General features: G+C 62.4%; 27 protein-coding genes. 13 read left to right on the plus strand and 14 right to left on the minus strand.

All coding sequences use genetic code 11. From position 1 onward, the window contains the following. The first annotated feature begins 65 nt into the window (after positions 1-65). A complete protein-coding gene (locus LDB26_RS05315; protein WP_082635182.1) occupies positions 66-1,874 on the plus strand; it encodes a peptide MFS transporter in 1,809 nt (602 codons plus the stop codon). A gap of 162 nt (positions 1,875-2,036) precedes the next feature. Here the strand turns inward: LDB26_RS05315 and LDB26_RS05320 are convergent, their stop codons facing one another. Further along, on the minus strand, positions 2,037-2,504 hold the full coding sequence (locus tag LDB26_RS05320; protein ID WP_257540813.1) for an SH3 domain-containing protein: 468 nt from the start codon (positions 2,502-2,504) through the stop codon (positions 2,037-2,039). Positions 2,505-2,629: 125 nt separating this feature from the next. Here LDB26_RS05320 and LDB26_RS05325 point away from each other — a divergent pair, with 125 nt between their 5' ends. Beyond that, entirely contained in the window at positions 2,630-3,628 is a 999-nt protein-coding gene (locus tag LDB26_RS05325) for a D-glycerate dehydrogenase (protein WP_257540815.1), read from the plus strand. 273 nt (positions 3,629-3,901) lie between these two features. Here LDB26_RS05325 and LDB26_RS05330 read toward each other — a convergent pair whose 3' ends face one another. From LDB26_RS05330 to LDB26_RS05350, 6 genes are read right to left on the minus strand one after another with little or no spacing between them, the layout of a single operon-like run. Then, on the minus strand, positions 3,902-4,795 hold the full coding sequence (locus LDB26_RS05330; protein ID WP_257540818.1) for a copper resistance protein B: 894 nt from the start codon (positions 4,793-4,795) through the stop codon (positions 3,902-3,904). Further along, on the minus strand, positions 4,792-6,558 hold the full coding sequence (locus tag LDB26_RS05335) for a copper resistance system multicopper oxidase (protein WP_257540820.1): 1,767 nt from the start codon (positions 6,556-6,558) through the stop codon (positions 4,792-4,794). Before LDB26_RS05335 ends, LDB26_RS05330 begins: the two co-directional genes overlap by 4 nt. A gap of 8 nt (positions 6,559-6,566) precedes the next feature. Continuing rightward, on the minus strand, positions 6,567-6,755 hold the full coding sequence (locus tag LDB26_RS21520; protein WP_306812051.1) for an RNA polymerase sigma factor: 189 nt from the start codon (positions 6,753-6,755) through the stop codon (positions 6,567-6,569). A gap of 59 nt (positions 6,756-6,814) precedes the next feature. Next, complete coding sequence (locus tag LDB26_RS21525; RefSeq protein ID WP_306812052.1) at positions 6,815-7,138, minus strand: RNA polymerase sigma factor; 324 nt, start codon at positions 7,136-7,138, stop codon at positions 6,815-6,817. A gap of 5 nt (positions 7,139-7,143) precedes the next feature. Beyond that, positions 7,144-7,584: a Spy/CpxP family protein refolding chaperone gene (locus LDB26_RS05345; protein ID WP_257540823.1), complete on the minus strand. Its 441-nt coding sequence runs from the start codon at positions 7,582-7,584 to the stop codon at positions 7,144-7,146. Continuing rightward, positions 7,581-7,844: a hypothetical protein gene (locus LDB26_RS05350; RefSeq protein ID WP_062064585.1), complete on the minus strand. Its 264-nt coding sequence runs from the start codon at positions 7,842-7,844 to the stop codon at positions 7,581-7,583. Before LDB26_RS05350 ends, LDB26_RS05345 begins: the two co-directional genes overlap by 4 nt. Before the next feature lie 121 nt (positions 7,845-7,965). Between LDB26_RS05350 and LDB26_RS05355 the strand changes: the two genes are divergently transcribed. The 4 genes from LDB26_RS05355 (at position 7,966) to LDB26_RS05370 (ending at position 12,592) form a co-directional block, all read left to right on the plus strand. Beyond that, positions 7,966-8,151, plus strand: a complete 186-nt coding sequence (locus LDB26_RS05355; protein ID WP_062064587.1) for a DUF1328 domain-containing protein — start codon at positions 7,966-7,968, stop codon at positions 8,149-8,151. Positions 8,152-8,155: 4 nt separating this feature from the next. Next, the gene (locus LDB26_RS05360) at positions 8,156-8,359 is read left to right on the plus strand and encodes a DUF5818 domain-containing protein (protein WP_257540825.1); all 204 of its coding nucleotides are present in this window, start codon (positions 8,156-8,158) and stop codon (positions 8,357-8,359) included. 627 nt (positions 8,360-8,986) lie between these two features. Beyond that, on the plus strand, positions 8,987-11,656 hold the full coding sequence (gene acnA, locus LDB26_RS05365; protein ID WP_257540827.1) for an aconitate hydratase AcnA: 2,670 nt from the start codon (positions 8,987-8,989) through the stop codon (positions 11,654-11,656). Between the two features lie 231 nt (positions 11,657-11,887). Further along, complete coding sequence (locus LDB26_RS05370) at positions 11,888-12,592, plus strand: glutamine amidotransferase (protein ID WP_257540829.1); 705 nt, start codon at positions 11,888-11,890, stop codon at positions 12,590-12,592. Between the two features lie 19 nt (positions 12,593-12,611). Here the strand turns inward: LDB26_RS05370 and LDB26_RS05375 are convergent, their stop codons facing one another. Next, positions 12,612-13,268, minus strand: a complete 657-nt coding sequence (locus tag LDB26_RS05375; protein ID WP_062064592.1) for a glutathione S-transferase — start codon at positions 13,266-13,268, stop codon at positions 12,612-12,614. A 122-nt stretch (positions 13,269-13,390) separates the two neighbouring features. Here LDB26_RS05375 and LDB26_RS05380 point away from each other — a divergent pair, with 122 nt between their 5' ends. Beyond that, complete coding sequence (locus LDB26_RS05380; RefSeq protein WP_257540831.1) at positions 13,391-14,614, plus strand: polyhydroxyalkanoate depolymerase; 1,224 nt, start codon at positions 13,391-13,393, stop codon at positions 14,612-14,614. A 13-nt stretch (positions 14,615-14,627) separates the two neighbouring features. Here the strand turns inward: LDB26_RS05380 and LDB26_RS05385 are convergent, their stop codons facing one another. The 5 genes from LDB26_RS05385 to LDB26_RS05405 form a co-directional block, all read right to left on the minus strand. Beyond that, positions 14,628-14,981, minus strand: coding sequence for a YbaN family protein (locus LDB26_RS05385; RefSeq protein WP_062064595.1), 354 nt, complete (start codon positions 14,979-14,981; stop codon positions 14,628-14,630). Further along, the gene (locus LDB26_RS05390) at positions 14,981-16,285 is read right to left on the minus strand and encodes a HAMP domain-containing sensor histidine kinase (protein ID WP_257541984.1); all 1,305 of its coding nucleotides are present in this window, start codon (positions 16,283-16,285) and stop codon (positions 14,981-14,983) included. The genes LDB26_RS05385 and LDB26_RS05390 overlap by 1 nt, the downstream gene beginning before the upstream one ends. A gap of 145 nt (positions 16,286-16,430) precedes the next feature. Continuing rightward, positions 16,431-17,093, minus strand: a complete 663-nt coding sequence (locus tag LDB26_RS05395) for a response regulator transcription factor (RefSeq protein WP_062064599.1) — start codon at positions 17,091-17,093, stop codon at positions 16,431-16,433. A 39-nt stretch (positions 17,094-17,132) separates the two neighbouring features. Further along, complete coding sequence (locus tag LDB26_RS05400; protein WP_257540833.1) at positions 17,133-17,471, minus strand: hypothetical protein; 339 nt, start codon at positions 17,469-17,471, stop codon at positions 17,133-17,135. A 79-nt stretch (positions 17,472-17,550) separates the two neighbouring features. Then, positions 17,551-18,288, minus strand: a complete 738-nt coding sequence (locus LDB26_RS05405; protein WP_257540835.1) for an SIMPL domain-containing protein — start codon at positions 18,286-18,288, stop codon at positions 17,551-17,553. A gap of 142 nt (positions 18,289-18,430) precedes the next feature. Between LDB26_RS05405 and LDB26_RS05410 the strand changes: the two genes are divergently transcribed. From LDB26_RS05410 to LDB26_RS05425, 4 genes are all read left to right on the plus strand, one after another. Further along, the gene (locus tag LDB26_RS05410) at positions 18,431-20,209 is read left to right on the plus strand and encodes an ABC-F family ATP-binding cassette domain-containing protein (RefSeq protein WP_257540838.1); all 1,779 of its coding nucleotides are present in this window, start codon (positions 18,431-18,433) and stop codon (positions 20,207-20,209) included. Positions 20,210-20,272: 63 nt separating this feature from the next. Further along, positions 20,273-21,022, plus strand: coding sequence for a VIT family protein (locus LDB26_RS05415; protein ID WP_257541986.1), 750 nt, complete (start codon positions 20,273-20,275; stop codon positions 21,020-21,022). Positions 21,023-21,062: 40 nt separating this feature from the next. Then, the gene (locus LDB26_RS05420; RefSeq protein WP_062068687.1) at positions 21,063-21,608 is read left to right on the plus strand and encodes a glutathione peroxidase; all 546 of its coding nucleotides are present in this window, start codon (positions 21,063-21,065) and stop codon (positions 21,606-21,608) included. A gap of 182 nt (positions 21,609-21,790) precedes the next feature. Continuing rightward, positions 21,791-22,438, plus strand: coding sequence for a trimeric intracellular cation channel family protein (locus tag LDB26_RS05425; protein ID WP_062064607.1), 648 nt, complete (start codon positions 21,791-21,793; stop codon positions 22,436-22,438). A gap of 29 nt (positions 22,439-22,467) precedes the next feature. Here LDB26_RS05425 and sppA read toward each other — a convergent pair whose 3' ends face one another. Beyond that, positions 22,468-24,351, minus strand: coding sequence for a signal peptide peptidase SppA (gene sppA, locus LDB26_RS05430; RefSeq protein WP_257540840.1), 1,884 nt, complete (start codon positions 24,349-24,351; stop codon positions 22,468-22,470). Positions 24,352-24,505: 154 nt separating this feature from the next. Between sppA and gpmA the strand changes: the two genes are divergently transcribed. After that, a complete protein-coding gene (gene gpmA, locus LDB26_RS05435; RefSeq protein WP_257540842.1) occupies positions 24,506-25,192 on the plus strand; it encodes a 2,3-diphosphoglycerate-dependent phosphoglycerate mutase in 687 nt (228 codons plus the stop codon). Between the two features lie 147 nt (positions 25,193-25,339). Continuing rightward, a complete protein-coding gene (purE, locus tag LDB26_RS05440; RefSeq protein WP_257540844.1) occupies positions 25,340-25,834 on the plus strand; it encodes a 5-(carboxyamino)imidazole ribonucleotide mutase in 495 nt (164 codons plus the stop codon).

Raw genomic sequence — 25,834 nt, forward strand, 5'->3', positions numbered from 1 at the left:
GCTAGGTTCCTGCCCATGCCAAGGCTCTGCAAAGGGCCGGGAAGCATAGCAAGGGAGTTACAATCATGGCCAATCCATCCGCCGGTAGAGATACCGGCGCGGATGCGGCCCGTCAGCCCGTGGACGACCGACCGCAGTGGTTCGGCCATCCGCGACAACTGGCGCGGCTTTTCACGACCGAAATGTGGGAGCGGTTCGGTTATTACGGGATGCGGGCGCTGCTGACGCTCTACCTGACCAAGCATTTCCTTTTCGACGACCAGACAACCAACGGCATTTACGGCGGCTTTACCGCCCTTGTCTATCTGACGCCGCTGGTCGGCGGGCTGATCGCTGACCGCTATCTGGGCGCGAAACGCTCGATCAAGTTCGGCGCGCTGATGATGGCGCTGGGCTATTTCATCCTCTGTTTCGGTGGAGAAACGGCCAAACCCCATGCGATCGTCGACGGACAGCGCTATGAAGTGCAGGTCGAGAATTTCGTCGATCGACCTACCAGCACGGGATCGGAAAAACGCTTCCTCGTCGATGGCGGCCAACGCCTCGAAATACGCGGCAATGAAGATGGCACCGTGTCCCTGCTCGACAGCAGCGGTCATGTTTCGCGCACCGTCGAAAAAGGTGGCTTCAAGGCGGATGGCGAACGCGCACCGCTTTATACGATGCTGCTCCTCATCGGCCTTTCCATGGTCACGGTCGGCAATGGCTTCTTCAAGCCCAATATCTCCACCATCGTCGGTGAGCTTTATGAAAAGGGCGACCGGCGCAGGGATGCGGGTTTCACCATATTCTATATGGGCATCAATGTGGGATCGCTCTTCTCGCAGCTTCTTTGTCCATTGCTGGCCGATACGGTCGGCTGGTGGGCGGGCTTTGGCCTTGCGGCGCTGGGCATGGTTTTCAGTTGGAGCCTGGTCCAGTTCGATGGCGGCAAACTATCCGGCTATGGTGAAACGCCGCCGCAGTCCGGCCCGGACCGCAGCCTGCTGATCTATGCGGGCGCGGTATTGGCGGTGCCTTTGGCCTGGTTCCTCTTCGTCAACCTGATGCACAATGCGGACGCGAAGGCGGGCGAGGGGATCATCGCCTACCTGCTGTCGCTGCCGATCATGGGCAAGGTGCTATTCGCGACCTTCATCCTGTCGATTCCCGGCATCCTCCTGTGGTCCTGGTTCGAAGGGAGCCGGGCCGAGTTTCAGATGATGCTGGCAGCGATGGTGCTGGTGGTGTTCAACGTGGTATTCTGGACCCTGTTCGAACAGGCCGGATCGTCGCTGACGCTGTTTGCGGACCGGAATACGGACCTGTCGGTTTTCGGACTGTTTTCGATCAGTGCCGGGCAGACGCAGTTCTTCAATGCCTTCTTCATCGTTACTCTGGCGCCTCTGTTCGGCATCATGTGGAACGCGCTGGCGAAAAGGGGGCGGGAACCGTCCATCCCCGTCAAATTCGCCATTGCCCTCATCGGCGTGGGCGTCGGGTTCCTGTTCCTCGTCTGGGGCGCGCATCATGCCGGGGCGGATTTCAAGGTCGCGATCTGGTGGCTTGCCGGACTCTACCTTATCCATTCCGCGGCCGAGCTGTGCATATCCCCCGTCGGCCTTTCCATGATCACCAAGCTGTCGCTCGCGCGGGTCGTCGGGCTGATGATGGGCGTGTGGTTCCTGTCGATTTCCGTGGCGCAATATGTGGCGGGCATGGTCGCGCAGGTCGCCAGCGTCGAAACCGTGGGGGGACAGGTGACCAACCTCAAGCTCAGCCTCGATACCTATGTCGGCGTGTTCTGGACCATCGGCATCGCGGCAGCAGGGATCGGCGCGACGCTGCTGATCGTGGCGCCGCTGATCAAGCGATGGATGCACGGCGTGCAATGATGAAGGCGCGCGCATGGGCGCGGGCCTTGGCCGCCTGCGCCGGAACTGGACTGGCCGCAGCCTGTGGCGCACCGCTATGCGAACCCTGTGCCGCAGTCATTGCCCAAGGCCCATGACTGGTGAGGCCGGGAGGGAGGGGGCGTGTGCCTCCTCCCTCGATAGCTAACGCGCAGCGCCCCAGATGTCCTCAGCCTTGATGAACCCCTTCTGTCCGCGGACGTCGAAGGCGCACCAGCCGTTCGAACAGGAGGAAAGCCGGCCGACGACGCCTTTTTCCGCGCGGAACAGCGACCGTGCGTCGTCACGCGGGGATTCGCGCATCGGCGCTATTTCGGATGTCACGATGGCGGTGGGGGTGTCGCTGAGCAGCCGGACATGCATCCAACCCTGCGCGCCGGACGAATCCTCGACCTTGCGCCACAGGCCCAGCACCTGAACCACCTTCACCGGCAGGTCGCGGCGGCGATAGACCCAGTTGGACGGATAGTCGAGGCTGGGGCCGACCCGCATCCGCGCCTCATCCTGGGCCAGCGAAGCCCAATAGGGCACCGGCTTGTTCGGCGCGGCATGGCCCTGCCCAGCAACCGACAAGGCGCCGATCATGCCAGCGGCCAGCAAAAACCCCTTCATCTTTTGATCCGTTCCCTTATCGCCAGATCGCGACCATAGCCGCTGGTCCCCGGTTGCGACAACCGCTGTCTTGCGGGCCGCCACAAGGCGCTTGACCGGCAGGCTGGGGGAGAATAGCCGAGGCCATGGCCAAGAAACCGCGCCCCGCCAAACCGCGTGTCATCGTCACGCGCCGACTGCCTCCCAATGTAGAGGCGCGCATGGCCGAACTGTTCGATGCCAGTTTCAATGTCGGCGATGTGCCGATGGATCGCCCCGCGCTGATCCGCGCCATGGCGCAATGCGACGTACTGGTCCCCTGTATCAGCGACCAGATTGACGGCGCTCTGATCGAAGCTGCGCCCGAGCGGTTGCAGTTGATCGCCAGCTTTGGCAGCGGCGTCGATCATATCGACCTGGGCGCTGCCCGGCAAAAGGGCATTATCGTCACCAACACGCCGGGTGTCCTGACGGAAGATACCGCCGACATGACGATGGCGCTCATCCTGTCGGTGCCGCGCCGCCTGGCCGAAGGAGAAAAGCTGGTCCGTTCCGGCGAGTGGCGTGGATGGAGCCCTTCGGGGATGCTGGGCCACCGCATCGGCGGCAAGAAGCTGGGCATTATCGGCATGGGCCGGATAGGCTGGGCCGTGGCTCGCCGCGCCCGCGCCTTTGGGCTCACCATCGCCTATCATAATCGCCACCGCCTGCCCTTTGAGGTGGAACAGGAACTGGAGGCGAGCTGGTGCCCGGAACTGGACGGGCTGCTGGAAACGTCGGACATCATCTCGATCAATTGCCCGCTGAATGCGGACAGCAGGGGAATGATCGACGCGCGGCGGATCGCGTTGCTCACACCGGATGCCTATCTCATCAACACGTCGCGCGCAGAAATCGTGGACGAACCGGCATTGATCGCGGCGCTCAACGAAGGCCGGATCGCGGGGGCGGGGCTGGACGTTTATATGCATGAGCCAGCCGTGGACGCGGACCTGCTGTCGCTTTCCAACGTCGTCCTTCTGCCTCACATGGGATCGGCGACATTCGAGGGGCGCGACGCGACGGGCGCCCGCGTGATCGCGAATATCCGCAGTTGGGTCGACGGGCACCGCCCACCCAATCAGGTGCTGGAAGGCTGGGTCTAGGGGCGGGTTCCCTATCCAAAGGCGATGTCTCCGCATTAGAGCGCCCCCACTTGTCGGCCGATTTGGGTGGGGAGCGGATACAGCTTTGTCCCTCGTCCCTGGGGAGAGGGGGCCGATACGGCGCATTTCTCCCTCCTCCAGCTTCGCCTAACTCGTTGCGCGAGCAAGGCTTCATGTCCTCCCTTCCCCCTGCGGGAGAAGGGAACAGGAACGTTCCCACCTGATCGCTAATGGCCGTTGGCCGCGGGTCATTTGCAAATAATGATCGCTTTCTCAAAACCAGAAGCGCATGCCCATCACCAGCCGCACGGCGCGGGGATGGTCGCCCTCTGCCCGCATTTCCGCCGCTTCCGTGCCATAGACACCGCGCCATTCCACGCCGACATAGGGGGTGAAACGCGGCTCGATCATATAATGGAGCCGTGCCCCCAGCTCCGCTTCCCGTAGCACTTTCCCCTGTCCCGCGAAGTTCAGTTCCGCACGGGGCGTCAGGATCAGCCGCTGCGTCAGGCGCATGTCGTGGCTGGCTTCCACCCGCGCGAACAGGTCGCCCTTGTCCGACAGGAAAGCGGTCGCCTCCACCTTGAACCAATAGGGCGCCAGTCCTTCGATCCCGATCGCGGCATAGCTTCGCGCGGGCGTGGGGCGAATATCCTGCCGGATGCCAGCCTGAAGATTGAACCATGGGTCGAGCGCGTGGGACCAGAGCGCCTGCACCTCGGCGCTGTCGAGGCGGCGGCCCCGGCTTCCTTCACCCTCCGTCTTGAGGGTGAGCCGGTCCGTGTCCCCGCCGAACCATGCTTCGCCCGCCCAGTGATATCCGTCGCGCCCCTTGCCCACCTGCGCTTCGAGCTGGTCTATCAGGATCATGCTGTGCGCCATTCCGCCATTTTCGTGGGCAAGCAGAGCGCGGGCACGTTTCATGGCATCGGGTTCAAAGATCCCGTCCGCGGCATGATCCGCCGGAATGGGTGGCGCGGAGGCTGGTGCGCTTTCCATGGAATGACCCATGCCATGATGCGCGCCATGGCCTTCGTCGGCCTGTGGAGGCGTTGGATGGGCAGGCGGGGCTTCCATCGAAGGCATGGCGTGACCGGCATGATGATCATGCTCCTGCGCCATGGCGGGCGCGGTGAGGAGCAGCAGCGGCAGAAAAGCGATCTTCATGCCTCATCCTCCCGCACGGTCACTATGCGGAACATGCCGGAATGCATGTGGAGCAGCATATGGCAGTGAAAGGCCCAGTCGCCCGGCGCGTCGGCGGTCAGATCGAAACTCAGCTTGCCGCCGGGCAGCACATTGACCGTATGCTTGCGCGGTTTCGCGGTTTCGTCGCCTCCCGTCACCAGTTCGAAAAAATGGCCGTGCAGATGGATGGGGTGCGGCATCATCGTGTCGTTGATGAGCGTCACGCGCGCACGCTCCCCCAGCCGAAAGGGGATGGGGTCCGCGCCGTCGCTATATTTAACGCCGTCGAAGGACCACATGTAACGTTCCATATTGGCTGTCAGATGCAGTTCGATTTCCCGCGCGGGCGGTCGCGTATCGGGATTGGGCAGGGCAGCCACCAGGTCGCGATAAGTCAGGACGCGGTGGGAAACATGCTCCAGTCCCGTGGGCCGGTCGCCTGAACGATCCACCGGCATCGGAGAGAGGCTGGCGACGCCGGGACCGAGCGGCACTTGCGGGGCGACCGAAGGATCGCGCATCTTCATCGAACCATGATCCATGGGAGCGGGGGAGGCAGGCATGGAATGGTTCATCCCCTCATGACCCATGGCGGCATGGTCCATCCCGCCGTGGCTTATCCCGCCATGATCCATTCCCATATCGCGCATCGTCAGCAACGGACGTTCCCGCATGGCCGGAATGTCCGCCACCATCCCCATTTGAGGGGCAAGCGTGGCGCGGCATTGACCGGATCGGTCGATAGCCTCCGCCACGAAGCCATAGGCCCGATGCTCCTGCGGCTGGACAAGGACATCATAGGTTTCGGCAATGGCGATCTGGAATTCGTCGGTCTCCACCGGACGCACATCCTGCCCATCCGCTTGCACCACCGTCATGGGCAGGCCGGGCAGGCGGATGTTGAAATTCGTCATCGCCGATGCGTTGACGATACGGAGCCGAACCGTTTCGCCGGGCGTGAACAGGCCGGTCCAGTTGGCCCCGCTGTCATGCCCGTTGATGAGGTAGCTGTAAGCCGCGCCCGTCACATCGGAAATATCGGTCGGGTCCATCCGCATCGCGGCCCAGTCCAGCCGTTCCCCAAGCGGCTGGCCGCGTCCGCCCAGCAGGCCCGCCACGGTCTGCCGCTGCCGGTTATAATAGCCCCCCATCTGCTTCAGCCGCCGCAGCAGCATATGCGGATGCGTGAAGCTCCAGTCGGAGAGGACGAGAATATGCTCGCGATCCGCTGTCACCCCGTTGCCATGGGCTGGGTCTATGACGATGGCGCCATAGAGGCCCATTGCTTCCTGCATGTTGGAATGGCTGTGATACCAATAGGTGCCCGCCTGCCGGACCGGGAAATCATAGGTGAAGGTTTCGCCAGGTCCGATCCCCGGAAAGCTGATCCCCGGTACACCGTCATATTGGAACGGGACCAGCAGGCCATGCCAATGGATGGAGCTGTCCTCGTCCAGCGTGTTGGTGACGGCGATGCGAACATTCTGGCCCTCGCGCAGGCGGATGAGCGGTGCGGGAAAGGCGTCGTTCACCGTCACGGCATGGCCCTGCCTGTCGCCTAGCGCAAAGGGGCTATGGCCGATGCTGAGCGCTATGTCCTCGCCCGATAATGTGACGCCTTGGCCCGGCAGGATGCCATGGCTTCCGCTGCGTGCCCATGCGGGCGAAAGGGCGGGGAGCAGCAAGCCGGCGGCGGTGGCGCGGATAAGGGTGCGGCGATCCAGATGGGACGAAAGGTTCATGCTTTCCTTTACGCGCCGTCCGTCTCCACCCCTCCCATTTTTTTCCTGAGCGCGGCCCGGGCGCGATAGAGCCGCATTTCGACCGCCTTCGTCGAAAGGCCGAGCAGGGCGGCGGCTTCCTCCTGCATCATGCCTTCGATGGCGCAGAGGATGAGCGGCTCCTTGAGCGAAGCGGGCAGGTCGGAAAGGGCAGCCATGGCGCGCGCCAGCATCTGCCTGTCCGCTGCCTGCCGGTCGATGGCGGGCGCCGGATCGGCTATGTCCAGTGCTCATCCATCGGTCGGGCGCGCAGGAAGAGGGCGCGCACGGCATTGCGGCGGGCGCGATCCCGGCATTTGTTGAGTGCGATCCGCAGCAGCCATGGGCGGAACGGCTTTGCGGAGTCATAGCGGCGAAGGGCGTCGAAAGCGGCGATGAAACTGGCTTGTACGATGTCCATCGCGTCATTTTCCCCGCCATGGGCGCGGGCGAGGCGATAGACGGCTTCGCGGTGCCGGGCCATCAATCCGGCATAGCCCGCCTCATCGCCCGCGAGTGCGCGCTTAGCAAGATTTGCGTCTGTTGGATCGGCTATGGCCACGAAATTCAACGCGCCGGAGACGTTAAAGCCCGCTCCACGGCGGCATCATAGCGAGCCACCTGATCCGGCTTCAGGATCGCGCGCATGGCAAAGACGTGCTCGATCGTTTCCTTCTGCAATGTGCCCATCACATGATGGATGCGGTCGACCGCGCCCGAGACGGCCGGGCCGTAAGCCTTGTCGCGGCGAATAGCCTCCGCCAACGCGATATTGTCCGCCTTCATTTCCCTTTCCAGCGCTGTCTTGCGCGCGGCAAAGGCGCGGTTAAGCGCATCGAGGCGCGCCTTCTGCCCCGCGTCGAGTGCCAGCTCATCATAGAGCAGCGCATGGAGAACTGTTTCGGAAGCAGGCGCGGGTTTCGTCAGAGCGCGCCCCGCCAGCACACCCGCCAGAGCGGCAAGGAAGGCGACCAGCAGGCTGATCAGGATCAACCGGACGGCGCTCATGCGTCCGGGGCCAGCAATGTGGAAGGCGCCAGTTCCAGTGAAGGCGCAATGACCAGGGCACTGTTTTCCCGATCTGGCACCCAGGCTCCGGCTCCACCCGCAGACAAGGCCACCAGCGCTATCGCGCCCAGAAGCCGGCGCTGCGCCCGCGCGTCGCGGTGATGGCGAAGTCCTGCCATCACATTCCCCTCCATATCGGCGAGAGCAGCCGGGACAGCGCCGTGTCCCGCGCGCTTCAGTATTTCGTCAAAGGGCTCCATCCTGCTTCTCCTTCACCCTGCCTTACGCGCCGTCCACGCCCGGCCCTCATCGATATTTGGCGGAACAAGACATTTCGCGGCTCGTTGGAAGTCTATCCTGTTATGGAAAAGGACGCTCTCCATGATCAAGCTCGCGCTTATCTCCCTCGTCATTGCCGCTGTTCTGGCCCTGCTGGGCTTTGGCGGCGCGGCGGGCACGTTTGTTGGCATCGCCAAGATCCTATTCGGTATTGCGATCGTGCTGTTCCTGATTTTCCTCGTGCTCGGCATCATGGCTGGCAAGGGCGTCAAGGACGCTATAGACTGACTTCATGAATGGACATGACGCTGGAGTGGACGAAACCGGACGCCTGATAAGGGATGCGGCCGGCTTTCTGCTCCAGCGGGATGTCGGCGGGACTTACAGGCTTGTGCTGTTGCGCGTGCCGGTGGATCATGTCGAAAAGCGTGTGAGGATCAGGGGGTGGCGCGTCGGCGATGATGTCGTCGAAGTGGAAGGCGTCGCAGCCGCCTGAGCATGGTTCCACGCTTCCCAGAACCATCTTTGAAAAGCGCCGGTCGACCCATTATTCAGGCAACGGGCTGAGGAAGAGAACCAACCCCGTCTGCATGATGCCCGTTAATGAAGCGGGGCGCATAACCGATGCCATGCACTCCATCGAGGGGAAGCGCGGTATCGCAGCGGGCACATTGCGCCATCATGCGGCCGATGATCCAATGGCGCTGTCCACAAGCGGGACAGTGGTTTGTTTCCCCCGGATGATAAAGCAGCGCATATCCGCGCCGAAATCGGGACATGGGAGAACATACGGGCTCAGGCATGGGCATAAACTCCGTTCGTCGTGCAGGAAGAACGGGCCGCAGGCACCAAGGTTCCCAATTCCCTGGGCTCCATTTTCGATCACCGATGCGCGAAACAACGGATTTGCCGTCAAGGCGCGGATTCGCGCTTTGTCCATTTGACTCCGGAGCGACAGGCGCTATGGCGCTGCTGCATCGGGACATACCCGCTTCGACCATCGGTTGGGGCGCATCTGTCCACCTTTCCCGTCGGCGGTTTTTCGCTGTTCGGTGATGCTTTGGTGGAACCGCGTCATCCTCCCGCCGCATGGCCGTGGCACTTGCGAGGAGACGCACGACTCATGACCGCCATCGGACAGGACACACTTGGCACGCGCGATACTTTGAAGGTCGGCGGCAAGGACATCGCCTATTATTCGCTGAAGAAGGCCGCAGCCCGGCTGGGCGACGTTTCGCGCCTGCCTTTCTCGATGAAGGTGCTGCTGGAAAACCTGCTCCGCTTCGAGGATGGCGTGACCGTCACGGTGGAGGATATCCAGGCCATCGTGGACTGGCAGAAGGATCGCAGGTCAGAACGTGAAATCCAGTATCGTCCCGCCCGCGTGCTGATGCAGGACTTTACCGGCGTTCCCTGCGTCGTCGACCTCGCCGCCATGCGCGATGCGATGAACAATCTGGGCGCCGACGCCAGCAAGATCAATCCGCAGGTGCCTGTGCACCTCGTCATCGATCACTCGGTGATGGTGGACGAATTCGGCACGCCGCAGGCGTTCGAGGACAATGTCGAGCTGGAATATCAGCGGAACATGGAACGCTATGACTTCCTGAAATGGGGTTCCAAGTCGCTCAACAATTTCAAGGTCGTTCCTCCCGGCACCGGCATCTGCCATCAGGTCAACCTGGAAAATATCGCGCAGGCCGTCTGGTCGTCGGTCGATGCCGATGGCAACATTGTCGCCTATCCGGACACCTGCGTTGGCACGGATAGCCACACCACCATGATCAACGGCCTCGGCGTGCTTGGCTGGGGTGTCGGTGGGATCGAGGCCGAAGCCGCGATGCTGGGCCAGCCTGTCTCCATGCTCATCCCCGAAGTCGTCGGCTTCAAGCTGACCGGCACGCTGGGCGAAGGCATCACCGCCACCGATCTGGTGCTGACCGCCACACAGATGCTGCGCGCCAAGGGCGTCGTCGGCCGTTTCGTCGAATATTTCGGCCCCGGCCTTGCTTCGCTGAGCCTTGCCGACCGTGCCACGCTGGCCAACATGGCGCCGGAATATGGCGCGACCTGCGGCTTCTTCGGCATTGACGACAAGACGCTGGATTACATGCGCCTCACCGGTCGCAGCGAAGAGAATATCGCGCTGGTCGAAGCCTATGCCAAGGAGCAGGGCTTCTGGCTCGACGCGTCGGTCGATCCGGTCTTCACCGACATTCTCGAACTGGACATGAGCACCGTCGTCCCGTCGCTCGCCGGTCCCAAGCGCCCGCAGGACAAGGTGATCCTGACGCAGGTCGATGACGTGTTCAACGCCGACCTCGAAAAGCTCTACAAGAAGGCCGCGCCCGCCCGCGTCGCTGTCGAAGGCCGGACCCATGACATCGGCGACGGCGACGTGGTCATCGCTGCGATCACGAGCTGCACCAACACGTCGAACCCCGGCGTCCTCGTCGCCGCCGGCCTCGTCGCCAAGAAGGCGGTCGAAAAGGGCCTGAAGCCCAAGCCCTGGGTCAAGACCTCGCTCGCCCCCGGTTCGCAGGTCGTCACCGATTATCTGGAGAAGGCTGGTCTCCAGTCCTATCTCGATCAGGTCGGCTTCAACCTTGTCGGCTATGGCTGCACCACTTGCATCGGCAACTCCGGCCCGCTCGCCGAGCCGATCAGCAAGGCGATCAACGGCAACGACATCGTCGCCGCGTCGGTTCTGTCGGGCAATCGCAACTTCGAAGGTCGCGTGTCGCCCGACGTGCGCGCCAACTTCCTCGCATCGCCGCCGCTGGTCGTCGCCTATGCGCTGAAGGGCACCGTCACCACCGACTTCGTCGCAACCCCGATCGGTCAGGGCAGCGACGGTCAGGACGTCTATCTCAAGGACATCTGGCCCACCAATGACGAAGTTCGCTCCGTCATGGATGGCGCGCTGACCCGCAATATGTTCGAAAGCCGCTATGCGACCGTCTTTACCGGCGACGCCCGCTGGCAGGCGATCAACGTCACGGGATCGGACACCTATAGCTGGCGCGCGGGTTCGACCTATGTCGCCAACCCGCCCTATTTCGAAGGGCTGACCATGACCCCGGCGCCCGTCACCGACATCGTGGACGCCAAGCCACTCGCGATTTTCGGCGATTCGATCACTACCGACCATATTTCTCCGGCCGGTTCGATCAAGGCCAGCAGCCCGGCAGGCAAGTGGCTCTCCGAGCATCAGGTCGCGCAGGCCGACTTCAACAGCTACGGCGCGCGCCGTGGTCATCATGAAGTCATGATGCGCGGTACCTTCGCCAATATCCGCATCAAGAACCTGATGCTGGACGGCGTCGAAGGCGGCATGACCCGCTATGAGGGCGAAATCATGCCCATTTACGACGCGGCGATGAAGCATAAGGCCGACGGCACGCCGCTGGTCGTCATCGGTGGCAAGGAATATGGCACCGGCTCGTCGCGCGACTGGGCCGCGAAGGGCACCAACCTGCTGGGCGTCCGATCGGTCATCGTCGAGAGCTTCGAGCGTATCCACCGCTCGAACCTGGTCGGCATGGGCGTGCTGCCGCTCCAGTTCAAGGATGGCCAGAACAAGGATACGCTGGGCTTGACGGGCGATGAAACCTTTACCATCACGGGCGTCGCTGGCCTCAAGCCGCGTCAGGACGTGGACGTGAAGGTGACGCGCGCCGACGGTTCGACCTTCACCTTCACCGCGCTTTGCCGCATCGATACCGTTAACGAACTGGATTATTTCCTGAACGGCGGCATCCTGCAATATGTGCTTCGCAAGCTCGCCGCCTGATCGCGGCATGTGCTGATATGGAAAGGCCCTTTCCGCTGGAGGGGGCCTTTTTTCTTGGAGTGAAGCTCAGGTTATCAGGCCATTTGCGCCCGCAAAATGTCCTGTCCTGTGCGATGGATGCGACGTTAAGTTGCGCGGCTTCTACGCCCTTTCCGCCGAAAGAAGGATTTTGGTCCGGACAAGATTGGCTCTGTAGCCAATCGAGGGCCTTTGCGCTTATGCGATGCGACGATGAAGAAAGCGCTTATCGTTCGTCATGTGCCGCGTGAAGGAGCGGCAGGATATCTTCAGCCGATCGAGGCCGCAGGCTATCATATAGAACGGGTGGACGTGGCAAATCCCGATTTTGCCGGCGTTGATCTTTGCGAGCCTGATCTGCTTATCATGATGGGCGGCCCGATGGGCGTTTATGAGCAGGACGCGCATCCCTGGATTCCCTTGCAGATAGCCAAGCTGGCGCAGAGGCTGGAACGCGACCGGCCGACGCTGGGTGTTTGCCTGGGCAGCCAGATGATAGCCGCTGCCATGGGCGCGCCGGTCTATCCCGGCGGGACCATGGAAATCGGCTTCGCGCCCATCGCTCTTAATATGGCGGGCACCGATTCCCCCATCCGGCATCTGGAGGATGTGCCGGTGCTGCATTGGCATAGCGACACGTTCGACCTGCCGCAGGGCGTGGAATTGCTGGCATCGACCCGGCACTATGCCCATCAGGCGTTTCGGCGTGGGGGCAATGTGCTGGCGCTGCAATTCCATGCGGAGATGGGAGAAGATGCCCGATTCGAAGATTGGCTGACCCATTTCTGGGCCGATCTCGATATGGCGGGACAATGCGGCATTGCCCTGCGCGATGATCATGACAGGCATGGGCCGGGCGCCGTGGCCGCAGGGCGTGCGATGATCGCCGAATGGCTCGGCAATATCCGGCTAGATTAAGCGCGCGCCAGATGCGAAATCAGAATTCGTAATCCAATTCTTCGACTTCATCCGGTTCCCGCCGTGCTTCGTCAATCCATTCGCGCATCAGATCCCAACCGTTGATGGTCCTGCAATAGGCGGCCGATGCGGGGGAAAGCGTAACGGCGTAGGTCAGGAAACGCTCGGCCACTGGCGCAAACATGGCGTCGGCCACCGTCGGCTTCTGTCCAAATAGCCAGGGGCCGCCATAGCTGCCCAGACATTCCGACCATATGGCTTCGATCCGCTCAATATCCGGCCTGGCGCCTGGAAATACAGGGAATTTGTCGTGCCGAACCTTCAGATTCATCGGCAGCGCCGACCGCAGATTGGAAAAGCCCGAATGAATCTCTCCCGACACCGACCGGCAATGGGCGCGGGCGATTCGTTCGGCGGGATAGAGTCCAGCCTGCGGATAAAGCTCATGCAGATATTCCGCGATGGCCAGGGTGTCCCACACGCTCGCGCCTTCATGCGTGAGGCGCGGAACCAGCACCGATGGGGAAAGAAGCAGCAGTTCCGCCCTGTTTTCAGGGTCATCGAGGGCGATCATCCGCTCAATGATTTGCAGGCCCGCCAGACGGCACAGGAGCCATCCGCGCAACGACCAGGAGGAATAATTTTTGCTCGATAGGGTAAGTTCCGCGATCGCCATGACGTTTTCCCCGTAGAGAAAGGCTTCCAATTGCGTATGATGCAGTGCACCATGAAACGTCGGAAAAGCGTTTTACGCAAGGCCGAATCGGCATGGCAGTAAAAAAGGCGCAGCGGGGAACAATGCGAATGCTCTATACAGGCTATCAGGCTTGGAACGATATGCTGGCCCCCTCGCGTTGGGGCGCGAGGCTGGCGCTGGGAATGAAGGATAGTCTCGGCTCGTTCGCCGACTTACCTGCCCCTCGCCGTCTTTTCGCCCTGATGGACGTGTTTGAAGGCGCGAAACTCACGCACAAGCGCCCTTCCTACGACATCAAGACCGTAAGCAGCGGCAACGCCGACGTCGCGGTGAGGGAGGAAGTCGTGCTGGAGATGCCGTTTGGCGATCTTCTGCATTTTGCCAAGGACGATGTGGTGACGGCCCAGCCCAAGGTGCTCGTGGTCGCGCCGATGTCAGGTCATTTTTCCACCCTGCTCCGCAGCACGCTGACGACATTGCTGCGCGATCACGATGTCTACATAACGGATTGGAAGAATGCGCGCGACGTGCCGCTTAGCGCCGGCGCCTTCGGTTTCGATGATTATGTCGATTATGTGATCAGCTTTTTCCAGGAGCTCGGCCCCGGCGCGCATTTATTGTCCGTGTGCCAGCCTTGCGTGCCGGCATTGGCCGCTGTGGCGTTGATGGCGGAGGACAAGGATCCCTCGACGCCTCGCTCCATGACGTTGATGGCCGGTCCCATCGATACGCGCATGCAGCCCACCGTGGTTAATGAGCTGGCGCAGGACAAGCCGATCGGCTGGTTCGAACGGAATCTGATTTCGGTTGTCCCGTTCCGTTTTACGGGGCGCGGGCGGGAAGTCTATCCGGGCTTTCTGCAACTCGCGGCCTTTGTCTCCATGAATCTGGGGCGGCATGGCGCGCAGCATCGTGAGCTTTATCAGCTCCTTGCCGATGGGAAGGATGACGAAGCGCAGCATATCAAGGATTTCTACGAGGAATATTTCGCCGTCCTGGATATGACGAAGGAATTCTACATCGAAACCATCGACCGCGTGTTTCAGCGAACCTTGCTGGCGAAGGGAGAATTGATGCACCGCGACCGGCTGGTCAATCCCGGCGCCATACGCAAGACCGCATTGCTGACCGTAGAGGGGGAGAGGGATGATGTTTGCGGAATCGGTCAGACTTCTGCCGCTCATGGTCTTTGCACGGGACTGCGCCCCCATTTGAAACGCCATCACCTTCAGACCGGCGTGGGCCATTATGGCGTATTTTCAGGCAGCAAATGGGAAAAGCTCGTCTACCCCCAAGTGCGGAACATGATTCTGGCGATGAACTGACAAGCGAGGATGCTTAGCTTTCCGGTCTCGTCCATATCCACATTCCCCCGATCAAGGCGGCGGCCAGAGGCACGAGAAACCAGGGGAAGGGCGAAAATAACAGCGCCAGTATTGCGCTGAAAAGAAAAGCGGCCAGTGCGGCCTTTTTTCCTCGGCGACTGATCGCGCCACGCTCGCGCCAGCGTCGGATGTGCGGGCCAAAATGGCGATGCTCCAGCAGGCGGGCTTCAAGCGAAGGGCTGGATCGCGCGAAGCAGAACGCGGCGAGGATCATGAAGGGAACTGTGGGCAGCAAAGGCAGGAAGGCGCCGATGGCCCCAAGGCCCAGAGACAGGAAACCCGCAAGAAGATAGAAAGTCCGGCGCATCAGGCCATGGGCAGCCGCAAACGGACGAGCAGGCCGCCCAGGTCATCGCTTTCCTCCATCGCGACGGACCCGCCGTAGATTTCGGCCACATCGCGCACGATGGCAAGGCCAAGGCCGGTGCCGGGCTTGCCTGAATCGAGCCGCACGCCACGGTCGAAGATACGGATGCGATCGGCCTCTGGAATACCGGCGCCGTCATCTTCGACCAATATCTCGACCATGCTCTCTTTTTTCTCGACGGTCGCGAAAACGCTGCCCCCGCCATATTTTGCGGCATTTTCGATGAGATTGCCGAGCATTTCATCCAGATCCTGCCGTTCCACGCGGACGGCCACAAGCTTGTCGCCGCTCATGTCGATGCGTGTTTCGGGATAAAGGCGCTGGACCGCCCGTTCGACCGCCTGAAGACTGGTCCATACTTCAGCCCGGCTCTGCGCGGCGCCGCGCCGTCCCACGGCCCTGGCGCGGGCGAGATGGTGATCGACCTGCCGCCGCATCGTGGTCGCTTCGCGAATCACCGTGTCGCCAAGGTCCGGCGATTGCGCGGTCGCGGCGTTCATGATGACCGTCAGCGGCGTTTTGAGCGCATGGGCAAGGTTGCCCGCATGGGTCCGCGCCTCCTCCGCCTGCCGCTCATTATGCGCGAGTAGCGCATTGAGTTCTTCGACCATCGGCAGCACTTCGGCGGGCATCGGCTCCGTCACGCGATTTTTCTCTCCGCCCCGCATCCGAACGATCTCATGCCGAACCCTGCGAAGAGGGCGCAGGCCATAGATGGTCTGGAATGTCGTCAGCACGATCAAGCCGAGAGCGAGCAGGGCGAAGCTCTGAAACAGGGTTGAGCGCAGTGTATGTATCTGCCTGTCCAGTCCTTCGCGGGCCGCCGCGACCATGAACATCCAGCGGGTATTCGATCCCGGCAGAATGACGGTCCGCTCCATGATCCGCAAATCCTCTCCGGGAAACTGCTTGCTGTCATAGGTGTGGAAATTCTGGTCGGCATGTCCGTCAGGCACCTTGAGGGCGCGGTCCCACAGGGAACGGGATCGCCAGTCCTCATGCTCTTTCGCGCTGATCTGGTAGTAAAGGCCGCTATTGGGTTCGAGGAACCGCTGGTCGGCCAAAGGCCGGTTGAACAGCACTTCACCATCGGGACCGATTTCGGCCGATGCGATCATGGCGGTCAGCACATAGTTAAGGCCATCGTCGAAATTGCGCGTGATCGCGTCCGTCAGGACACGGTCCAGCGCGACGCCGCCGCCCAGTAACAGGACGCTGATCCACAACGCCGCGACGCCGATCATGCGTCGGCTGAGCGATCCGGTGGAGCGCACAGTGGAGGGCGAGTTGGCGTCCATCATCCCCGTTCACGCGAAGCCGAGGCAATGGGCCGCGCTCGCCCCGTCCTTCGACTTCGCATGGCGCGAACGGGGGAGGGAGGAAGAGAGATTATACGGGTTCGTCCAGACTGTAGCCAAGGCCCCGGATGGTGGTGATGACGTCCGCGCCCAGCTTCTTGCGGATGCGCGTCACGAACACTTCGATGGTGTTGGAATCGCGGTCGAAATCCTGATCGTAAATATGTTCGATCAGTTCGGTGCGGCTCACGACCTTGCCCTTGTGATGGAGCAGGTAGGACAGGAGCTTATATTCCTGCGCGGTCAGCTTCACTGGCTCGCCCTTCAGCGTCACCTTGCCCGACCGCGTGTCAAGCCGCACGTCGCCCGCCGTCAGTTCGCTCGACGCATTGCCCGAAGCGCGGCGGATCAATGCGCGCAGACGGGCGATCAGTTCCTCGCTCTGAAACGGCTTGGCCAGATAGTCGTCCGCGCCCGCGTCGAGACCCGCCACCTTGTCCGACCAGCTATCGCGCGCGGTCAGCACCAGGACCGGAAAGCCGCGGCCTTCCTTGCGCCAGCGGTCCAGCACCGTCAGCCCGTCGATGGTCGGCAGGCCCAGGTCCAGCACCACGGCGTCGTAATTTTCCGTCGATCCCAGAAAATGACCGTCTTCGCCATCATCCGCCAGATCCACGGCGTAGCCTGCGCCTTCGAGCGTATTGCGGAGCTGTTGCCCCAGGCTGGGTTCATCCTCGACGATCAGCAGACGCATATGGCCCCGTTCTTGTTTTGATGTTTCCGTGGCGGACGCCTAGCGCGCCCAGCCCGTTATATCGCCTGTGCGACCGTCCGCATCAACCCATACGACCTTGCCATTCTTAACATATTTCAGGCGATAGCGGTTGGAAGAGGGATTGAACTCGCTTCCCAGATAGGTCGCATCGCCGACAGCAGCGTCGACCCGGCGCTTGATGAGGGAAAATGGCATGACCTGCCCGTCCAGCATCGCCCGCCGCGCGGCATCCTGTTCGTCGCGCCGGTTCCCGGCGTCGGCCACGGGCGTCATCGCCATGAGGGCGCTCAGGGCGCCCAGACCGGCGATCAGGCTTTTCCTCTTCATCGTCATGACCATGGCATAGGCCAATGCCATTGAACAGCCGGTGAATGGTTGCGCGGTTCCGACAGGATGCCAGCGCGGCCATGCGCCGCGCTGGCCAAATTGTCAGTTCTCAGCGTTCCAGCGCGTATTGCACCGTCAGCGTCACCGACGATCCTACCTGTCCCGGTTCCACCGGCGTGGGAACGTCTGACGCCGCCTCTGTCTTGAAGCGGGCCGACTGCATCATCGGCATGGGCGGATTGCCGCCGCTGTTGCCTTCCGAGATGGAGACAAGACGCGCCGAACGGAAACCGGCGGCCTGCGCGTAGAAATCGGCCTGCGACTTGGCGCTCTTGAGCGCGGTGGCGCGTGCCTGCGTCAGCATCGGTGCGGGGTCGTCAATGGAGAAGCTGGGGCCATTGATGTTGGTGGCGCCCGCCTTCACCATGGTGTCGAGCAGCGACCCGACGCGCTTCACATCGCGCAGCTTGACGCTGAGCTGGTTCGACGCTTCATAACCCAGGAAGCGCGGGCCGGAATTGTCGCCCTCACGATTGCTGTAATCATATTGGGCGTTCAGGTTGATGCCGCTGGTTTGGATGTCCTTGCGGGCGATCCCCGCCTTGGTCAGCGCACCGATCAGGCTATCCATCTTTGCCGCATTGTCGGTCATGGCCTGCTGAGCGGTGGGCGCGCGGGTCTGAACGCCGGTGCCGACCGTCGCGATGTCGGGCGCGGCTTGAACGGTTTCGGTGACGTTCAGCGTGACGACCGGCGCCGTCTCGGCGATGGTGACGCTGGTCTGGGCGATGGCCGCTACGGGAAGCGCGGCGACGCCGAGCGCCATCAGGGCGAGGGCGGATTTCATGGGCTTTTCTCCTCTAAAAGCGATGCAGGCCTTTTGTATCGGCTGCGATGAATGGACGCTGACATGCGTTGAAAGCCGTCAGACAGATTTGGGTTCCATGCGCCTCTTGCCCGAAAGCGCGTGAAGCCCTAGCTGCACCGGCATGGCAGCACCGATCCTCTCCTTCGAAAATCTGGGCCTTTCGCAGGGCACTCACTGGTTGTTCCGCAATATCGACATTTTCGTAGGCGAGCGGGACCGGCTGGCGCTGATCGGCCGCAATGGCGCCGGCAAGACGACATTACTCAAGCTGCTGGGCGGCCAGATCGAAGCGGATGAGGGCACCCGTTCCGCCCGCCCCGGCGCGCGCATCATCATGCTGGAACAGGACCCGGACGTCAGCGCCTTCAAGACGCTGCGCGATTTTGCGCTGGCTGGCCAATATGCGCCGCCCGCACATGAGGTGGAGGCGATTGCGAGCCAACTCGGTATCGACCTCAGCCGTGAAGCTGCGACCGCATCGGGTGGCGAACGCCGCCGCGCCGCCATAGCCCGCGCATTGGCGAGCGAGCCGGACCTGTTGCTGCTCGATGAACCGACCAACCATCTGGATATTGCAGCGATTGACTGGATCGAAGGGTGGCTGGGCCGTTATTCCGGCGCGTTCATCGTCATCAGCCATGACCGCGCCTTCCTGACGCGCCTGACACGCCAGACGCTTTGGCTGGATCGCGGGGCGCTCCGTCGCAACGAGATCGGCTTCGGCGGGTTCGAGGACTGGATGGAAGCGATCTATGCGGAAGAAACCCGCGCCGCCGAAAAGCTGGATGCCAAGCTGAAGCTGGAAGCGCATTGGCTCCAGCGCGGCGTCACTGCGCGGCGCAAGCGCAATCAGGGCCGTCTTGCGAAACTGCATGAAATGCGTGCCCAGCGCGCGGCGATGGTCGGGCCGCAGGGTGTCGCGAAGATCGCGGCCGCCAGCGACGACAGCAAGACGAAAAGCGTCATTTCCGCCGAGCATGTCACCAAGAATTTCGGCGATCGGGCGATCATCAGGGACTTTTCGCTCCGCATCCAGCGCGGCGATCGCATCGGTATCGTTGGCGGCAACGGTGCGGGCAAGACAACCCTGCTCAAGCTGTTGACGGGTGAACTGGCGCCCGACAGCGGCTCGGTGACGCTGGCGAGGACGCTGGACATGATCTTCATCGACCAGCAGCGCAGCCTGATGCAGCCCGACAAGCGTGTGCGCGATGTTCTGGCCGAAGGGGGCGACTGGATCGACGTGCGCGGCGTTCGCAAGCATGTTCACGGCTATCTCAAGGATTTCCTTTTCGATCCTTCGCTGGCGGAGGCGAAGGTCGGCACGCTTTCGGGTGGGGAACGATCCCGCCTGCTGTTCGCGCGGGAATTTGCGCGGGAATCCAACCTGCTGGTGCTGGACGAACCGACCAACGACCTTGACCTGGAAACGCTGGATCTGCTTCAGGAAGTCATCGCGGATTATGACGGCACGGTGCTGATCGTCAGCCACGACCGTGACTTCCTCGACCGCACTGTGACGGTGACGCTGGGTCTTGACGGCTCCGGCCATGTCGACGTGATCGTCGGCGGCTATGCGGATTGGGTGGCCAAGCGGCAGCCGCGCAGCGCGCCAAAGGAAAAGAAGGCTCCCGTTTCCGCTCCCCCGCCCAAGCCCGCCTCGGCCAAGCTCAGTTACAAGGATCAACGCGACCTTGACCTGTTGCCCCGGCGTATCGAGGAACTGGAAGCGGCCATTGCGCGTGATGAGGATGCGCTCCACGACCCCAATCTCTACGCCCGCGATCCGAAGAAATTCGACGCGTTGACCAAGGCTGTCGAGCAGGCGCGCGCCGACAAGGACGCTGCCGAAGAACGGTGGCTGGAACTTGCCGAAAGGGCTGAAGGGTTAACCGCCTGAACTTGCGTTGCGACGGGCATCTGATAGCGACGGGCGGACGCGAACAGGGAGGCAGGTCGCATGATGGCTGGTCATCAGGCACAATTGTCGAAAGGTGAGGCGGGAGAGGCCGTAGCGCCCCCGCGGCCGCATCATGCGGTTCACTATGTCAATCGCATCGGCTGGCTGCGCGCCGCCGTGCTGGGCGCCAATGACGGCATCGTGTCCACCGCCAGCCTGCTGACGGGCGTCGCGGCGTCCGGCGCATCGCGTGAGGCGATTCTGCTGTCCGGCGTCGCGGCTCTGTTCGCGGGCGCGATGTCCATGGCGGCGGGCGAATATGTGTCGGTCAGCGCCCAGTCCGATACGGAGCGTGCCGATCTCGCCAAGGAAAGCCGCGCCATCGCCCAGCAGCCGAAAGAGGAGTGGGCGGAACTGCGCGACATCTATGTCGAACGCGGCCTTTCCCCCGATCTGGCGGCGCAGGTGGCGGATCAGTTGATGGCGGCCGATCCGCTTGGCGCCCATGCGCGCGATGAACTCGGTATTTCGGAGGTGACTACGGCGCGCCCTGTGCAGGCCGCGCTGACTTCAGCCGCGACCTTCTCCGCCGGAGCGATTGCGCCTGTGATGGCGGCGGTGGCAGGCCCGGCATCCCATGCTATCATGACCGTTGCGGTGATTTCTCTGCTTTGCCTTGCCTTGCTGGGCTATATCGGCGCGCGGCTGGGCGGGGGAAAGGTGTGGCCCTCCGTCATCAGGGTCGTTTTCTGGGGTGTGCTGGCGATGGCGGTCACCACAGGTGTCGGCAGGCTTTTCGGCGCCGCTTTATGATGGCATGATCCACGCCGATCCCATTTCCAAGGAGATAATCATGTCCGCGATTCAGCAAATTCCATTGAAAACCATCAAGGGCGCCGATGCCAGCCTGGGCGACTATGCCGGAAAGGTCGTGCTGGCCGTCAATGTCGCCTCCAAATGCGGGTTGACGCCCCAATATGAAGGGCTGGAAAAGCTCTATGGCGACTATAAGGACAAGGGATTGGTCGTCGCCGGTTTCCCCGCCAATGACTTTGGCGCCCAGGAGCCCGGCAGCAATGACGATATCGCGACCTTCTGCACGACCAATTTCGGCGTGGATTTCCCCATGTTCGAAAAGATCGTCGTGACAGGCCCGGAAAAGCACCCCCTCTATGCCGCGCTGACGAACGCCCGGCCCAAGGCGCAGGGCGACGGGGATTCCTTCCGTGAAAAGCTGAAGGGTTATGGCATGACGCCCAACCCCGAACCGGAGGTGTTGTGGAATTTCGAAAAATTCGTGATCGCCAAGGACGGCTCCGTCGCTGCGCGCTTCGCTCCGACCACCGCGCCCGACGATCCCGAACTGGTCGCCACGATCGAGGCTGAACTGGCGAAGTGATTCCCGGAGCCGCTGTTTGGGGGCGTGCGCCGGCCTTGTCGGTTATCGCTGGTCCAGAACAGCGGCTCCATGAATGTCTAAGCGCCGATATGCTGCGTTAACATGCTATCGCCCGGCTTGATTTCGCCGGGCGGTGCAATGGTTGGCAGCGGCCGCCGCGATCAGACCTGATTGAGCTTTCCATGCTGCCATCGCCCGTCAACTTTACGCCGCAGGTCGGCACGGTGCTGGAAATATTGAGCATCGTCGGCACCTTCGTCTTTGCGGCATCGGGTGCGCTCGCTGCCGCGCGTCTGCGTCAGACGCTTGTGACCTTTGCCTTTTTCGCACTGGTGACGGGCGTTGGGGGCGGGACGGTGCGTGATCTTCTGATCGATGCTCCGGTTTTCTGGGTGCATGACGCTGCGCCGGCCATCACCTGCATGATTGCGGCTCTGCTCATCTGGATGACGCCGCGTTCTTTCTGGAGCGATCGCGCGCTCGATTGGCTGGATGCCGTCGGCCTTGCGGCCTTTGCCGTATTCGGGGCGGCCAAGGCGATGAGCTTTGGTATTCCGCCCTTTGTCGCGGGGATGATGGGCGTGGTCACAGGTTGCGTGGGCGGCATCATGCGTGACCTTCTGGCGGGGGAGCCTTCCATCCTGCTGCGTCCCGAACTTTATGTGACGGCCGCTGCCGTTTCCTCCGGATTGTTTGTGCTGCTGCGCTGGTTTGGGCTGGAAGTGCCGATCGCCAGCGTGATCGCTGCTCTGCTGGGTTTCCTGCTTCGCGCGTTGGCGATCCGGCGGGGGTTGGGACTGCCTGTTTATAAGGGCATCAGCCGGGAATAACGGCCCCTGCCGGGCAGTCCCCGAATGTCCTAGCGCCAGAGCGTCGCGAGCATTGCAAGCAGCCCCCGCTCATCCGCGCCGTTCACCGGGCGTGGAGCGCCATAGCCCCGACATTCCAGGCAATCGGCCCTTATGCCGGCGCCGCTGACGAGGGCCTTCACGTCGCTGATCGCCTGCATGGCCCAATGGCGCTGGAGCATGGCCTGCCTTGCCAGCATGTCGCGGGAATTGCCCTTGTCATCCTCCTCGCGCTCGACGATGGACTGGACGAACTGGGCAAATTTGTCCGGCTCCTTCTCGATCCGATAGGCGCGCGCCTTGGCCGGGTCCACCTTCGCCAGCCGCGCCGCTTCGGCAATGGCGTCTTCCAAGCCGCCGAAACGGTCCACCAGGCCGATCTGCCGGGCCGTCCCGCCGTCCCACACCCGCCCTTGCGCGATGGCGTCGATCTGCTGGGGCGTTTTGCGCCGTGCCTCAGCGACCAGCCCTACGAAGCGGGCGTAAATATCCTCAACTCCCATCTGCATGATCCGGTCAAATTCCGGGGTCGTGCCGCCCGCAAGATCAGGCTGCCCCGAAAGCGGCGTGGTCCGCACGCCGTCCGTGGTGATGCCCATCTTCGCCAGCGTGCCTTCAAAACTCGGCAGGATGCCGAATACGCCGATCGATCCGGTGATCGTGTCCGGCTCTGCAAAGATCATATTGGCGGGCGTCGAAACCCAATAGCCGCCGCTGGCCGCGACATTCCCCATGGATACCACCACAGGCAGCCCCTGCGATTTCGCCGTCATGATGGCGTCGCGAATCTTTTCCGACGCCATGACCGATCCGCCCGGCGAATCGACCCGGACCACCAGCGCCTTCAAATCCTTTTCCGCCAAAGCCTTGTAGAGCAGGCTGGAAACCGTATCGCCCGCCGCCGTGCCCGGACCGGCTTCTCCATCCACAATCTCGCCCGCGATGGTGAGCACGCCGATCTGCCCGTCATTGGCAGGTTTGCGCGCCCTCACATAGGTTGCAAGATCAATACTGGCGAAGGCGCCTGCCTGCTGTTCCGAAGATGCGCCGGCGACTTTTGCGACTCGTTCGCCAAAGGCTACCTCGTTACCCAGCCTGTCCACCAGACCGGCATTTTCTGCCGCCTTGGCCAGATTGCCGCCCGTCGCCTGCGCCGCCGCTGCCGGATCGCCGACATAGGCGGTCAGCTTCGCCTTGGGCCGGGCCTTGGCCACTTCCTCCTGCCAGTTCTGCCACAGCGCATCGGCCAGTGCCTGGTTGGCCTGCTTGGCTTCCGGCGACTGATCGGTGCGGACGAAGGATTCGACGAAACTCTTATAGGTGCCGACGCGATAGACATGGGTGTTGATACCCAGTTTGTCGATCAGGCCCTTGTAGTAAAGCGCCGACCCGCCGCGTCCCATGATGGCGACGCCGCCCAGCGGATCGACCCATGTTTCGCTGGCATGGGCGGCAAGCTGATAGCTGTCGTCGCTGTAGATGGTGGCGAAGGCGAAGACCGGCTTCTTCGCCGCGCGCACCCCATCCAGCGCCTTGCCGACCCGCGCCAGCGCCACCTGTCCGCCGCCCACGAAACCATCGAGATTGAGCACGACGGCTTTGACCTTGCCATCATCCTTCGCGGCTTCCAGCGCCGTCACGATGTCGGAAAGGCGATATTCCTTCATGCGCGTGCCCGAACCGGACAGCAGGGCCATGGGATCGGCTTCGGCGGGCTGTTCGACGATGGTGCCATCCAGATCCAGCACCAGCGCCCCGGAATTTACGCTTGCGGCGGGCTTGGGCGACCAGGACAGCGCCGCATAGAGCAGGCCGAAGAACAGCAGCAGGAACAGCAGTACCAGACCGTCCTTGATCGCGACCAAAATGCGCCACGCGCCTTTTACGAATGCCAAGTTGCCGGTTCCTTTTTCAGCCTCGCTTCAGGGCTATCCTATCGCCCGACCGACTGCAATGTGGGGTGAAAGGGCAGGGCGACAAGCTTGCGCCCGCGATTTCCGGCGCTATGGGAAGCGCAACCCATGGCTTTATGTGCAGGAGACGCGCCTCATGCCCACTCTCGTCCTTATCCGTCACGGCCAGTCGGCCTGGAACCTGGAAAACCGCTTCACTGGCTGGTGGGATGTGGATGTGACCGAAAAGGGCGCGGAGGAGGCGCGGGCCGCCGGTCGCCTGATGGCGGAAAAGGGGTTGGATTTCGACCAGTGCTTCACCTCCTTCCAGACCCGTGCGATCAAGACGCTTGATCTGGCGCTGGAGGAAATGGGGCGCCTGTGGCTGCCGGTTGAAAAGGACTGGCGTTTGAACGAGCGGCATTATGGCGGACTCACCGGCCTCAACAAGGCGGAGACGGCGGCCAAGCATGGCGACGATCAGGTGAAGATCTGGCGCCGCAGCTTCGATGTGCCCCCGCCGCCGCTGGAGCCAGGCAGCGAGTTCGATCTGTCGAGAGATCGCCGCTATGCCGGTATCGCCATTCCTTCGACCGAATCCCTGAAGGATACCATCGGCCGCGTGCTGCCCTATTGGGAAAGCCGCATCGCGCCAGAACTGAAGGCGGGCAAGCGCGTGCTCATCTCCGCCCATGGCAATTCGCTCCGGGCGCTGGTCAAGCATCTGTCGAATATTCCCGATGAAGAGATCACGGAACTGGAGATCCCGACCGGCCAGCCCATCGTCTACGATCTGGCGGACGATCTGACGGCGAAAGACCGCTATTACCTTTCGGAACGCTGAAACCTCCGTTCGTTTCGAGCGAAGTCGAGAAACGGACATGAATGCATGTTGTTTAGCATATCCGCATTGCCCCTTGGCGGCCTGCCCGCTAAGGGGCTTTGCTTTCCGGGCGGTTTTGCGACCGCTCCTTGACGGGAAGCATGAGGAATGAGCGGGGGTAGTGCAGCCGCAGATGTCGGCATCATCATGGGCAGCCGGTCCGATTGGGATACGATGCGCCATGCCGCCGAAACGCTGGAAGCTCTGGGCGTCGCCCATGAGTGCAAGGTCGTGTCCGCCCATCGCACGCCGCAGCGTCTCTATGATTATGCCACAGGCGCGGTCGGGCGGGGTCTGAAGGTCATCATAGCGGGCGCGGGAGGGGCAGCGCATCTTCCCGGCATGGCCGCATCCATGACCCGCCTGCCGGTGCTGGGCGTTCCTGTGGAATCCAAGTCGCTCAAGGGCATGGATTCGTTGCTCTCCATCGTGCAGATGCCGGGCGGCGTTCCGGTCGGCACTCTCGCGATCGGCAAGCCCGGCGCGATCAATGCCGCGCTGCTTGCCACTTCCATCCTCGCTACGACGGACGCCGCTCTGGCCGAACGGCTCGACGCATGGCGCGCCAGACAGACCAACGACGTTGCGGAGACGCCGGAATAA

Source organism: Sphingobium sp. CFD-1 (assembly GCF_024611115.1).
Classification (GTDB): domain Bacteria; phylum Pseudomonadota; class Alphaproteobacteria; order Sphingomonadales; family Sphingomonadaceae; genus Sphingobium; species Sphingobium baderi_A.